Annotated in this window: 14 protein-coding genes; 9 read left to right on the top strand and 5 right to left on the bottom strand. The window is 48.1% G+C overall.

From position 1 onward, the window contains the following. Nucleotides 1-95 precede the first annotated feature (95 nt). Entirely contained in the window at nucleotides 96-668 is a 573-nt protein-coding gene (locus BMW93_RS09005) for a hypothetical protein (protein WP_090374881.1), read from the bottom strand. 199 nt (nucleotides 669-867) lie between these two features. After that, entirely contained in the window at nucleotides 868-2334 is a 1467-nt protein-coding gene (locus tag BMW93_RS09000) for a sodium:solute symporter (RefSeq protein ID WP_090374880.1), read from the bottom strand. Nucleotides 2335-2439: 105 nt separating this feature from the next. Between BMW93_RS09000 and BMW93_RS08995 the strand changes: the two genes are divergently transcribed. Genes BMW93_RS08995 through BMW93_RS08985 form a run of 3 tightly spaced genes read left to right on the top strand, consistent with a single transcriptional unit; the run spans nucleotide 2440 to nucleotide 4124 of the window. Then, nucleotides 2440-2715, top strand: coding sequence for an ATP-dependent Clp protease adaptor ClpS (locus BMW93_RS08995; RefSeq protein ID WP_090148045.1), 276 nt, complete (start codon nucleotides 2440-2442; stop codon nucleotides 2713-2715). Nucleotides 2716-2760: 45 nt separating this feature from the next. Next, complete coding sequence (gene recR / locus BMW93_RS08990) at nucleotides 2761-3375, top strand: recombination mediator RecR (RefSeq protein ID WP_090374879.1); 615 nt, start codon at nucleotides 2761-2763, stop codon at nucleotides 3373-3375. Nucleotides 3376-3398: 23 nt separating this feature from the next. After that, nucleotides 3399-4124: a superoxide dismutase gene (locus tag BMW93_RS08985; protein ID WP_090374878.1), complete on the top strand. Its 726-nt coding sequence runs from the start codon at nucleotides 3399-3401 to the stop codon at nucleotides 4122-4124. A 172-nt stretch (nucleotides 4125-4296) separates the two neighbouring features. Here BMW93_RS08985 and BMW93_RS08980 read toward each other — a convergent pair whose 3' ends face one another. After that, on the bottom strand, nucleotides 4297-5640 hold the full coding sequence (locus BMW93_RS08980; protein ID WP_229240296.1) for a tetratricopeptide repeat protein: 1344 nt from the start codon (nucleotides 5638-5640) through the stop codon (nucleotides 4297-4299). A gap of 140 nt (nucleotides 5641-5780) precedes the next feature. Between BMW93_RS08980 and BMW93_RS08975 the strand changes: the two genes are divergently transcribed. Next, complete coding sequence (locus tag BMW93_RS08975) at nucleotides 5781-6344, top strand: TlpA disulfide reductase family protein (protein ID WP_090374876.1); 564 nt, start codon at nucleotides 5781-5783, stop codon at nucleotides 6342-6344. Nucleotides 6345-6400: 56 nt separating this feature from the next. Here BMW93_RS08975 and azu read toward each other — a convergent pair whose 3' ends face one another. Together azu and BMW93_RS08965 are read right to left on the bottom strand one after the other, a co-directional pair. Next, complete coding sequence (gene azu, locus BMW93_RS08970; RefSeq protein ID WP_090374875.1) at nucleotides 6401-6898, bottom strand: azurin; 498 nt, start codon at nucleotides 6896-6898, stop codon at nucleotides 6401-6403. Between the two features lie 97 nt (nucleotides 6899-6995). Then, nucleotides 6996-7598: a hypothetical protein gene (locus BMW93_RS08965; protein ID WP_090374874.1), complete on the bottom strand. Its 603-nt coding sequence runs from the start codon at nucleotides 7596-7598 to the stop codon at nucleotides 6996-6998. A gap of 103 nt (nucleotides 7599-7701) precedes the next feature. Between BMW93_RS08965 and sucD the strand changes: the two genes are divergently transcribed. From sucD to BMW93_RS08940, 5 genes are all read left to right on the top strand, one after another. After that, nucleotides 7702-8580, top strand: a complete 879-nt coding sequence (gene sucD / locus BMW93_RS08960) for a succinate--CoA ligase subunit alpha (RefSeq protein WP_090374873.1) — start codon at nucleotides 7702-7704, stop codon at nucleotides 8578-8580. Between the two features lie 56 nt (nucleotides 8581-8636). Further along, on the top strand, nucleotides 8637-9818 hold the full coding sequence (locus BMW93_RS08955) for a DUF4271 domain-containing protein (RefSeq protein ID WP_090374872.1): 1182 nt from the start codon (nucleotides 8637-8639) through the stop codon (nucleotides 9816-9818). A gap of 41 nt (nucleotides 9819-9859) precedes the next feature. Further along, nucleotides 9860-10642 carry a uroporphyrinogen-III synthase gene (locus BMW93_RS08950; protein ID WP_090374871.1) on the top strand — a complete coding sequence of 261 codons (783 nt, stop codon included), beginning with the start codon at nucleotides 9860-9862 and terminating at the stop codon, nucleotides 10640-10642. Nucleotides 10643-10780: 138 nt separating this feature from the next. Further along, nucleotides 10781-11758, top strand: coding sequence for a PorP/SprF family type IX secretion system membrane protein (locus BMW93_RS08945; protein ID WP_177194050.1), 978 nt, complete (start codon nucleotides 10781-10783; stop codon nucleotides 11756-11758). Between the two features lie 355 nt (nucleotides 11759-12113). Further along, nucleotides 12114-13187: an SUMF1/EgtB/PvdO family nonheme iron enzyme gene (locus tag BMW93_RS08940; RefSeq protein ID WP_090374870.1), complete on the top strand. Its 1074-nt coding sequence runs from the start codon at nucleotides 12114-12116 to the stop codon at nucleotides 13185-13187. The last annotated feature ends 11 nt before the right edge of the window (nucleotides 13188-13198 follow it).

Raw genomic sequence — 13198 nt, 5'->3', positions numbered from 1 at the left:
TTTCAAAAACTTTTCTGCTACTTAGTGTCCGGTAGCAACTTGTTCAGAACCGAACATTTGTGCCTGAAACCGAACGGTTTAAAGGTTGCATGGGGTTAAATTTTTCCTTTGTTTTCATTAGCAATTTTCTGGATCATCGGCAGCCTGCTGGCGGGTATCGGATGCCGATAATCCCAGAATGCCGATACGCACACGATCTTCCATTCGCCGTTGATCTTTTCAAGCAGCCTTACCTCTTTGCTATGGTGAAAATTCTTCTCGGTTTTATCGCTGTTAAACTGGTCCCAGGTGAGATAGGCCACGTCATCGTCATAAAATTTGAAGATCATATTCTTCCGTTCCACGATCGGGTGGCTGGATACCGGTTCAGGATTATCCTGAATATATTTCCCTACCTGCTTGTTGATATCCTTCCAACCTACGTTGGAATCGAAAGTACCGTCATCATTGCTCCAAGCCTGAAAGGCGTAGTCTGTTTGCGCATAATTCGATTTCCAGGCATTGAAATCCCGGGCGAAAAATGACTTCGTTTCATTCTCTATGACTGCTTTAATGGCTTGTTTTTCCTTTTCGAGGTTAGCCTGACGGGCAGCTTCCTCTTCTGCGGCTTTGTCCTTGCACGAAACACAGAGGACAAGGCCTAGTAAAATGACTGACAGTGTTTTCATACTGCAAAAGTTTAGTTTGTTAAATAAATAACCGAACTCAATCTTTCAACAAAACATCCATCAGGTGGCATGAATTACACGCCTGATTTTATCAGAAAGTTAAGATTTTTTTGAATATATGCAAGAAAAATCCCTCGAATTGTGTAACCGTTTCGAGGGATTTTGAATATTAAAATAATTCTAAAATTGACTTCTCTGATTATGCCTGTGGTACATACCGTTTTCCGGCGCGGTCGTGGAGTAGCCAGAGCCCGACGAACGTAATTAAGCCATTGATAATGAGCCTTTCAAATCCAAATTTATAGCCATTGAACCATTCGGCGGAGTGGTCGTTGATAATGTAGGTCAATATCGGCGCAAGGATGCAGACGAACGGCACGAAGCGGTCTTTCACCGGTCGTTTCAGGAACGCACCGAAGGAGAACAGCCCGAGCAGCGGCCCATAAGTATAACCGGCAAGGTCGAATACCGCCGTAATCACTTCTTTATTATTCATCCGGTTGAAAATCAGGATTACCAGATAGAAAACCACCGAGAAACCGACGTGTACCCAGAACTTGATCGACGACCGCTTTTCTTCCGGTTGTTTCTCAATATTCATGAAATCGATACAGAATGCCGTCGTCAATGCAGTAAGCGCCGAATCGGAGCTGGCGTACGTGGCGGCGGTAATGCCCAGCAGGAAAGTAATACCTACGACCAATCCCAGGTGGTTCAATGCAAGCATGGGGTAGAAATTGTCTGTCTTCGCGGTTGCGGGTATGCCTTGCGCCTCTGCATATACGTAAAGCAATGCGCCGAGCGAGAGGAAAAGGAAGTTGACGATCACCAGCACCACGACGAACCAGAACATATTCTTCTGCGCCTCGCCGATGTTTTTGCAGGTGAGATTTTTCTGCATTAAATCCTGGTCGAGACCCGTCATCACGATCGCGATGAATACACCTGCGAAGAATTGCTTGAAGAAGTTTTTAGGATCGTTGATACCCCAATAGAATATCTTCGAATAACCGCTCTTTTGAACACTGGTCCAGATATCGCCGATCCCGTTCAGGTTCAGCTCGCTGGAAACGAGCACGATCGTCAGAATAACGGCCGTAATGAGGAAAAAGGTTTGGAGCGTATCTGTTACGATGATCGTTTTGACCCCACCTTTAAAAGTATAAATCCAGATCAGGAATATCGTAATCGCTACCGCTACTTCGAACGGAATGCCCAGCGGCCTGAACAATGCGAGTTGCAGCACCTGCGCGGCTACGTAAAGGCGCACCGCGGAACCAACCGTGCGCGAGAGCAGGAAAAAGCCCGAACCCGTTTTGTAGGACCAGAAACCGAAACGCTGTTCGAGGTACGAGTAAATCGAAATCAGGTTCAGCCGGTAATAGAGCGGCATCAGCACCGTACCAATCACAAAATACCCCAGAATATACCCGATCACTACCTGGAAGTAGGAAAACTGGATATTCACCACCGCCCCGGGTACCGACACGAACGTGACGCCCGACAACGAAGTACCGATCATCCCGAACGCCACCAGGTACCAAGGCGATTGTCGGTTTGCGGTAAAAAAGGTGTTGGTATCCGCACCCCTGGAAGTGAAAATGGACACGGTGATCAGCATTCCAAAGTAAACTACCAGTATCGCCAGGGATATGTAAGGGTTCATTAAAGTGGGTATTTGGGGATTCAGGAGTGGATTAAAAGGCGCTTAAAGCTTCGGATAGTCTCCGTTTTTAATTAGATTTGCTAATCAAACAGAAATTTGGTTGTTATGCAAGCGCTCACAGAAACAGAGCTGGAAATTCTGGAAGAAACCGTAGATACGGACATTAAAAAGCTGGTAATCTACAATGACGATGTGAATACCTTCGATTGGGTGATCGATACGCTGATCGAAGTTTGCGGTCATAGCAACGAGCAAGCCGAACAATGCACAATAATCATCCATTACAAAGGCAAATGCTCTGTGAAAGAAGGATCGTTTGAAGAGCTTGCCGGGATGCGCAACGAAATATGCCGGAGAGGCATTTCAGCGGAGGTGCATTAAGCTGCCCTTTCACCGCAAAGCATCATCAACACTCAGCATCTTCTCATGAACTATCCCTCACGTCTTATTGAGGAAGCCGTCGCCGAAATTTCCCGCCTGCCGGGGATAGGCAAAAAAACCGCATTGCGCCTGGCACTACATTTGCTGAAAAGGGACGAAGAGCAAACCCGCTCGCTGTCCGATGCACTGCTGAACATGCGTACCAAAACCACCTACTGCACCCGCTGCCACAACATCGCCGACGACGTACTTTGCAATATTTGCAGCAGCAACAAGCGCGACCAGACGACCATATGCGTCGTGGTGGACACGCGCGACGTACTCGCTATTGAATCTACGAACCAGTACTGGGGACTGTACCACGTATTGGGCGGCATTATTTCCCCACTTGAAGGTATCGGCCCGTCGGACCTGGAAATCGATTCCCTGATGACGAGAGTTGAAAAGCGCGAGGGCGACGAGGCGGTTCAGGAGGTCATTCTAGCATTGAGCCCCACCATGGAAGGCGATACGACAGCTTTTTACCTGCAAAAGAAGCTGAAAGCCACAGGTATCAAGATCAGCACTATCGCAAGAGGGATCCCCATTGGCGGAGACCTGGAATATGCGGACGAGATCACACTTGGCCGCAGCATTGTAAGCCGGGTGGCTTATGATTAACACTAAACACTTATTGTACTGTTATGAATAGAACAGACTTTTTGAAGACACTCGCTGGCAGCGCACTCACCGTCGGAGCATTGGCTGAACAATCGTTTGCCGGTGCCTCGAACACCAGTGCATCCGAGACCATACTGGCGGAAACCGCTCCATTCAAACAAGCTCCGCTTCCTTACGATTTCGGCGCGTTGGAGCCTAGCATCGATAAGCTCACGATGGAGATCCACTACGGCAAGCACCACGCGACGTACGTCAAAAACCTCAACGACGCTGTAAAAGGAACCGAATGGGAGAAGAAATCCCTGGAAGATATTATCAAAACCATCAGCAAAGCGCCAACGGCCATCCGTAACAACGGTGGCGGGCATTGGAACCACACATTCTTCTGGGATGTAATGGGCCCGAAAAAGACCGCGGCCCCTACCGGCGCGGTAGCCGATGCCATCAATGGCCAGTTCGGTTCGTTCGATAAGTTCAAAGAAGAGTTCGGCAAAGCTGCTGCTACCCGTTTCGGCTCAGGCTGGGCATGGCTCGTGGCCAAAGGCGGAAAACTTGCCGTAGGCTCGACGCCCAACCAGGATAACCCATTAATGGACGTTTCGGATTTTAAAGGAACGCCTATCCTAGGTATCGACGTTTGGGAGCACGCTTATTACCTGCATTACCAAAACAAACGCCCGGATTATGTGAAAGCGTTCTGGGATGTGGTGAACTGGGATAAAGTGGCTGAGAATCTGAAGAAAGCTTAAAAATGGTGCGAAGGTCTTCCTTCGCGCCTAAATATTCGAAGGCCTCCGGCCGGGCAGTACCGCAATGTCGTTTTGCAGTATAGCCCGGCCGGAGGCATTCGAATGATAAGTACAAATCAGAGATTTGCACCAGCATATTAGCACCTTCCTTCCTGCCTTTCCTCCGAAGAACTCAGTTACAATACGCCCCAATCACTTTATAAGCCTGCTGGTAACCTAATTCGCCTGCCTTGCTTAGATCCAGGCAGCCGTCATTAATCTCCCCCAGGCTGTTTTTCACAATTCCTCTCAAATAATACGCCTCCGGATAATCGGAGCGGAGCTTGATGGAGCTCGTAAAATCCAGGACCGCGCCCATTTGATCGCCCGAGGCCGAACGGATCATAGCACGGGAGAAATAGGCATTGGAATAGGTTGGGTTAAGCTCGACGGCAGTGGTAAGGTCGGCCATGGCCCCTTTAAACTCCCCCACTTTCGACTTCGCGATCGCCCGTACGTAATACGCCTCCGCGCGCTCGTTCGTGAGGGTTTCGATCTTTACATGCGTCTGTACCTGGTCGCGCAGTTCATCCAGCTTCTCTTTATTGATTTTTCCTGTGAATGCATTCTTCTTAGGATCGCCGGTGTAGGCATTTTTCACCTCGATGGCTCTGGAAAGATCGGCAATAGCGCCGCGTGGGTCGTTTAGTTTACCTCTGGCAAATCCACGACCGTAATAGGCATTGTAGTTTTCAGGATCGAGCTGAATGGTTTTATCAAAATCGATGATAGCGCCCTGGAAGTCATCTATTTTGTTCTTGGCAAAGCCGCGATTCGCGTAATACTCGCTGTCGTTAGGGCTTAGCTCGATGGCGCGGGTGAAGTCGGCAGCGGCACCCTGGTAATCTCCGAGTTCCAGTTTGGCCAAACCCCGGCCTGCATACGCGCCCGTACGTTTAGGGCTGAGCTCGATCACGCGCGTGAAGTCGGCAAGGCTTCCCGCGTATTCCTGCAAATCCTGCTTGCAATTGCCCCTTGCGTATAATGCGGCCAGCTCGTCGGGATTTAGCGCCAATGCGTGATCGAGGTCGATGAGCGCATTCCGGTGGTTTTTCAGTTTTGCATAACTCACACCGCGATTATAATAGGCTTTGGGCTCTTCCGGGTTGAGTTCGATGGATTTGGAATAATCTTCGATCGCCGAGCGGAAATCGTCCTGCAAGCTTTTGCTCACGCCACGGCTCTGATAGTAAAGTGCTTCTTTGGGGTTCAGGTCGATGGCTTTATCGTAATCCTGCATCGCGCCGCGGTAGTCTTTGAGGTTGGCTTTGGCGAGCCCTCGGTTGAAGTAGCTGGGCGCATGATCCGGATTCATGGAAATCACCGTGGTGTACGCCTGCATTGCGCCATTGAAATCGCCTGTACCGGCTTTGGTATTACCGTCTTCGAAATATTCGGCAGCTGAACGTTGGGCGAAGGCGGGGCAATAAAAAGTAAGCGCAAGGAGAAATGAAATGCCAGTAAATTGAAGTCTCATGAATGTAAACCTTTTCCTCAAATCAATGTTTTTTAAATAGTGTATAAAAGTATTCAAATTCCGAGTCAGCATCAAAAAAAGAAAAGCCCTATTTTTGGAATGGTCCGTATCCACAACCAATCACCAGAACTACACCAGTTATGTCATCAACCACCAAAAAATTGTCGCTCGTTTTACTCCTGTTAATGGCCGGGGCGGCTGTCTATTTCGTGTTTTTCAAATCGCCGGTGCAGGAGAGCAGCCCGGTTGCGGGAGCGCCCGCCGCGGGAGCGCCTACCGACGAGGCACCCGCCGCTCAGGAGTCGGTATACCTGCCGCTTACCGACCTGACGGGCAAGGAAGTGGCGATGGATGAAAACAAAATCGCCTTCGTGAACGTGTGGGCAACCTGGTGCGGGCCGTGCAATATGGAAATGCCCGGCATTCAGACGCTTTATAATAAATACAAAGACCACAGCAAGATCGCATTCTACATTATCTCCGACGAAGACGCCGAAACCGTGAACCCGTTCATTGCGCGGAAAGGCTATAACCTGCCATTCTACCAATATGCAGGTCCCTACCCGTCGCAACTCGACGGCAATGCCATTCCGCGGACGTACATTATATATAAGGGCAAAATTCTCGCGCAGGAAATAGGTGCCTCGCAATGGGACCGACCTGAGGTCATCCAACTGATCGAAAAGCAATTAGCGGAGATATAAAACAGAAAAGGCGCCACGTAAATGTGACGCCTTTTATATGTTAAGCTCAGGATTGCTTATTCAACGATGAAGCTACCTTTCATCAGCGCGTAGTGGCCTGGGAAGCTGCAAATGTAAGTGTAAGTTCCTTTTGCAGGAGCTGTGAATTCAACAGTGTCGCTTTCGCCGCCGCCTACCAGTTTGGTATGCGCGATGATGCTCGCTTTTTCAGCAGCAGGGATATAATCTGTTTCTCTCGCGGCAGCCGCTTTTGAGCCGAATGCTGCTACATCGGTACCTGGTTTCAGGAGCACCCAGTTGTGGCCCATAGCAGCTTTCGCAAGTTTACCTGAGTGTGTCAGCGTCAATTTTACTTTTTGTCCGGCTTTCACTTTAATCTCTTTCAGGTCGAACTGCATTGCATCACTTCCTTTGATCACGATCGTCTTAGCTTGCTTCACATCGCTTGCTACTTCTTTTGCAGGAGATGTTTTAGCCGAAACAGGGTTCAATGTAACTGCTCCGAAAGCCAAAACTGAGGCAAGAAGCATTACGCCATACTTGGTCCTTTTCATATTCTGAGTATTAGTAAACTTGTGTTGGTTAAGATTTAACTGGTGCAATTTACGACACGCGCTCCGAAAAATGCAATCCATTAACAATTGTTTGAACTTAAAAAAGGATCTTGTACTGGTCGCGGACGGCCCTACCGACGCAAATGATCGATAACACCATCATATAGTGGTTGATATCCACCGGGTCCATCGGCAACGGCAGCTTCCCCGACTTGGTTGAAAGCGCCAGCAACATCATCGAAAACAGTGTCCATAATGCACTCTTCTGGCGGTTAGCAAGCCCCACGCAGGATATCAGCAATGTTACCAGAATGCAAAAAGCTTTAATGATCAGTCCTACATATTCCACCCGGAACCAGGTAATGCAATAAAACAGCAACGCTCCGAGGCCAACAGTACAGTAAAAGAGAAACGAACCGCTTTCATACCGCATAATGAGGCACCACGAGGCCGTCACCAGGCACAGCGCACCGAGCGTCATTTCCCCCGCTTCGAATATTTCGTGGGCCATCCCCAATCCTTCCACACCGGCATAAAACAGGAGGTCGGTGAAAGCTACGAGCGAAATGCTTCCGAAGAAAATGCCCCAGAGCCATCGGACGAGAACGGGTTGCTGCCTGAAATACCGGACGAAGACAAATAAACTGGTGATCGCCAGAACGAGGTTAGAAAATATATGCGGATTAAGAAATATGTTCATAAACAGCCATCATGATGTCAAAAAAGCAATTTACAAATTATGCCTACATTTTGCTACTTCGTGCTTTTCGTCCTACTTTTACCGAAAAAACTGATTTACCAACATGAGCGTTTTAGTTAATAAAAACTCCAAGATTATAGTTCAGGGATTTACCGGTTCGGAGGGCTCGTTCCACGCCCAGCAAATGATTGAATACGGTACGAATGTCGTAGGTGGTGTTACGCCTGGCAAAGGTGGGCTTTCTCATTTGGAAAGACCTGTTTTTAATACTGTTGACCTTGCCGTGCGCGCTACCGGGGCAGACGTTTCCATCATCTTTGTTCCACCGGCTTTCGCTGCCGACGCAATCATGGAAGCTGCTGATGCTGGTATCGGCGTTATTGTTTGTATCACCGAAGGTATCCCAACCAAAGATATGATGCAGGCAAAAGAATATATCAAAGGCAAAAACACACGCCTTATCGGCCCCAACTGCCCTGGTATCATCACTGCGGAAGAATGTAAAGTAGGTATCATGCCTGGCTTTATCTTCAAAAAAGGAACGATCGGTCTGGTATCGAAATCCGGAACGCTTACTTACGAAGCGGTAGATCAGTTGTCACGCGCAGGCCTGGGCCAGACCACGGCGATCGGTATCGGCGGTGACCCTATCATCGGTACTACTACCAAAGAAGCGGTTGAGCTCCTGATGAACGACGACGAAACGGAAGCGATCGTGATGATCGGTGAAATCGGCGGAAGCATGGAAGCGGATGCCGCTGCATATATCAGATCAACCGGCAACAAAAAACCGGTCGTAGGTTTCATCGCCGGCCAGACTGCTCCGAAAGGACGTCGTATGGGCCACGCGGGTGCGATCATCGGCGGCGCCGACGATACTGCGGAAGCGAAAATCAGAATCATGAAAGAGTCGGGCATCTTCGTGGCAGAATCTCCTGCATTGATCGGCGAAACGATGCTTCTCGCTCTTGGAAAGAAATAATCATTGCTAACTGACTTTGATCAAAGGGCTGGGGAAACCCAGCCTTTTTTGTACCGATGAAGTCCATATTTTCGGCTGTTTTTTGGGCTTTTTTCACGGCAGTAACCTTGTTGGGCTCACTGGCGCAGGGCGCGGCAAAAGTAAACCCGCCGGGCCAGTTCTTCCCGGTTTATAATTACCAGGACGACTGGCTTGTATACAACGAGCAGTACAAAAACTACGTCCCTTTCTCTCAGGGCGTGAATGAAGGCACGCGTTTCGCGAGTCTTTACATCGATCTGGTCAAGAACAGAAGATATTCGCTTCTGGTACACTCCGAAAACGAGAGCTACCTGTTTCTTGAAGGTGCATTGCAAAACCGCATTGCAGGTGGGACATGGCAGGAACTCAATCTGGACAGTCTGTACCGCATTTACCACAAAGACGAGCTGCTACTGACGATTTACGGCAGTCCGGGTATTGCCGACAAGACTGCTATCCTATGTAACAAGAAAAAGCTGACCGACTCAGAAACCATCGCACCGGGGCGTTCGAGTTTCATCAACATCAAGCCTGTTAGTTTCACGCCATTCGGTACATTTGCCGGAATCGCGCTGGTTATTATTCTGATATTGAATGCGTGGATATTCAACCTCAACCCACTTTCTTTTATCCGTTTAATAAATCCCATCGAGTTTTTCAACAACGACCCGCGCGACCAGCTTTCGAAGATCAACAAGCCGTACAGCAACACGGTGATTTTCTTTGTCATTATCAGCTCGATGATGATGGGCTTTACGGTGATATACTTATCGATTAACCGACTCAACCTGTTCTCCGTCAGCACGATACTCTCTGAAAAAGTTAATACGATTCAAATCCTGGGCGACTTTTGTGTGCTGTCGGTGATCTTCTTCCTGCTGATCTACGCGAAGTACATATTCATGGTCCTGGCAGGAAATATGCTCAATCTGGATAAGCAAGTCGACATTATTTTCATCAAAATCGTACAGTCATCGTACCTGTTTTATGCGCTGGTATTTCTGGTCATTTTCGGCTTGTATTCCAACCATATCAACTGGTTGGAAGCGAGCAGGCCCTATATCCTTTTGCCGTTCCTGTTCTTCTATGTAGCCCGGTTCATCGCACTTTATGTTGTAGCCAAGCCGACCGGCTCGTTGATTAATCTCTATTTATTTTCTTACCTTTGTGTCATCGAAATAATCCCGCTCATTGTGAGTATGAAGTTTGCTTTGTAGTCAGGAAACATGAGTTGGGAATAAACTAATGAGGATTATACATGAGTGATACCATCAATTTTGATCAGGACAGACTTAAAAAAGTAACCAGCCTTTTAGTAAGTCAATCCCGACCAGCAGACGAGAATTCACCTTATTACGAATTAGCCAGAAAGTATAATATCAAGGTTGACTTCCGGCCATTCATTCAGGTCGACGGGGTTTCCTATAAAGACTTTCGCAAGCAAAAAGTCAACATCCTGGACCACACGGCTGTTATTTTCACAAGCCGGAATGCCATCGACCATTTCTTCCGCATTTGTAACGAAGGCCGGGTTGAAGTACCAGCTACGATGAAATATTTCTGTATTTCCGAGCAGACTGCCAATTACCTTCAGAAATACATCGTGATCCGCAAAAGAAAGATCTTCACGGGTACGAAAACTGCTGCCGAGCTGATCGAACTCATGCGCAAGCACAAGAAAGAGAAATTCCTCTACCCATGCTCCGATGTCCGGAAGAACGACATTCCCGAGTTTGCGGATACCGAAGAGTTCCATTTCACGGAAGCGACTATGTATCAGACAGGTTCTGCCGATTTGTCTGACCTGGAAGATGTGTACTACGATATTATCGCATTTTTCAGTCCTTCGGGGATTAAGTCACTATTTGACAACTTCCCTGATTTCAAACAGAACAATACCCGCATTGCGGCATTCGGCCCAACTACCGCAAAGGCCGTGGAGGACGCCGGGCTCTTCCTGGATATTCAGGCCCCGCTACCGAACGCCCCTTCGATGACTGGCGCACTCGACCTGTACATCCGCAAAGCGAACAACGTATAAACAGCTTTACAAAAGCACGAAAAGCCCCGGAAAAAATCCGGGGCTTTTTCATGTATATATCAATTTTTTTAAGCAATATGCGTTATCAATCTAAATCCGAAAGCATATCAGCGTGATCCTTAAATCTATTCCTGCGGCATGACTTTGACCTTTACCCTTCGAAGTACCAGATATATCCGGCCCTTTGCGTTGTTGTTCTTCCTACCGCTCTGCGCCATTGCCCAGAAAGACGCGCAGTTCAGTTTATTCTCGCTGAACCAGCTTTATCTGAACCCGGCAGCAGCCGGCTCCGACGGCCTTACCAAATTTCAACTCACACACAGGACCCAGTACGCAGGTTATCAAGGCACTAACATCGACGACACCGGCGGAGCGCTTTCAACACAACTTTTCTCATTCAGCATGCCTATCAAGAACTTCGGCATCGGCTTTTACGCGTTGAATGACAAAAGCGGCCCAAGAACGGATCAGGATTTCAAACTCACTGCCGCATATCACATTCCGCTCGGCGGGGGTAAATTGGGTGTAGGCCTTAGCGCAGGATTGTTCCGCCAGGCTATCGACTATGGAAAACTTCGTGCCCGTGACCCGGATGATCCCTTGATCCAGACAGGAACTGTCGCCGAAATGAATCCGGATTTCTCCGTTGGCGCGCGTTATGAGAACGAAACCTTTTATGCGGGCCTCTCGCTGAACCATTTTCTAAAACCTAAATACCAGCTCGGCTCCGAAACCGGTACCAATCCGCTACCGCGTACGCTGTATTTCAATGCAGGCGTCAATCTGGAACTGGGTTATCTGCTCGATATCCAGCCGATCGTTCTCGTAAAATCCGATATCAGCACTGTTTCGGTTGAAGGAGGAGCAACGCTTACCTACAACAAACGTTACTGGATTGGCGGTACTTACCGGCAACAGGACACCTACTTCATCATCATGGGTGGTATTTACCTGCTCTCCGATCAATCTTTACGGCTCTCGGGCGCGTATGATATGGTCGTAGGGGGCAATAAAGCCAAATCACCTTCTTCTTTCGAGGTAATGCTTTCGTATGCACTGCCGTCACCGAAATTAGGCAAGAAGGCCCCTATCCGTACGCCACGATTCCGCTTTTAATAGAAGTGCCTAAACGCCATCGGATATATTAATATTTTATCACCTAATTATTAAAAATCCAAGATTTGAATGTCAAATCGACGTTTTTTACAAACCTCTTGGTAAGTCGTATGAATCAGTTTGCGAAACTTTGATTTATATTTGTAAAATGTTCGGCTTCCATACCAATTGCATTATTCTTACGTTAAGTCGATAAACGCCTGATTTAGTAACTGATCCGTAGCGATTTCAGCATTGAAATCAAGCAATACTCATTCTGACAGGCGTTCACATTTTGTTTTATTTCAAGTATACTAGATATCATTCGTTGACGTTTTTAGGCTAGCATTTTATTATCAAAATTTACAAAACCACTATGAATGTGAAAGTGTTCTATCGGGATGGAGTCAAAAGCCTGCTTCTGGTAGCCGCATTGATGCTCTTGCAAAGCTGCGGTTTTCTTAAGAGCAAGTTTGGCAAGGGAGGAAAAGAAGAAAGCGGTATTCAAAACGGTGAAATCACTGCTACTGCCCGTAAAGGATTCAAGCAGACCACACCGGCCGGGATGGTCGTAATCCCCTCAGGTTCTTTTGTGATGGGCCAGGCTGACGAAGACATCGCTTCCTCCATGAACAACATGAACCGTCGGGTGACTATCAGCTCATTCTTTATGGATGACACCGAAATCACCAACAACGAATATCGTCAGTTCGTGAACGCGTTGCTGGTTGACTCCGTATCCGTACTGGGTGAGGAGGAAATCATGGCCAAGTATTATCCCGATACAACCGTTTGGAAAAAAGACTTTGCCTATTCCAACGGAGACCCTTTCGTAGAATATTACTACCAGCACCCAGGCTTCGACACTTATCCTGTGGTAGGAGTTAGCTGGATCGCTGCCACCTATTTTTCAGCATGGCGCACCAACTTGCTCCATGACTTCCAGAACAAAGAAGGTCAATTCAACTCTACAGGCTTCCGCCTGCCGACAGAAGCTGAATGGGAATGGGCTGCCAGAGGCGGACGTGCCGTTGCTAAATATCCCTGGGGTAACCCGTATACTATGAATGCAAAAGGTTGCTTCCTGGCAAACTTCAAGCCACAACGAGGAAACTACGACGCAGATGGATACCCTTACACCGGCCCCGCCAATGCTTACAACCCGAACGATTTCGGACTTTATAACATGGCAGGAAACGTGGCAGAATGGACTTCGGACGCTTACACCGACAATGCAACTGCGATAGTATGGGATATGAACCCTAAATACAGCGACCCGAACGAGCCACGCAAGGTGGTGAAAGGCGGTTCCTGGAAAGACATCGCATATTACCTGCAAACCGGTACCCGTACTTACGAGTTTGAAACCGAAACCCGCGCATTTATCGGCTTCCGTTGCGTAATGGACAATGTAAACGACCGCGGAGGCGCCCGTGCCCGTCGTCGCTAGAATACACTTTC

This window comes from Dyadobacter sp. SG02 (assembly GCF_900109045.1).
In the GTDB taxonomy this organism is placed as follows: domain Bacteria; phylum Bacteroidota; class Bacteroidia; order Cytophagales; family Spirosomataceae; genus Dyadobacter.
This window is presented reverse-complemented; position numbering and strand designations above follow the sequence as displayed.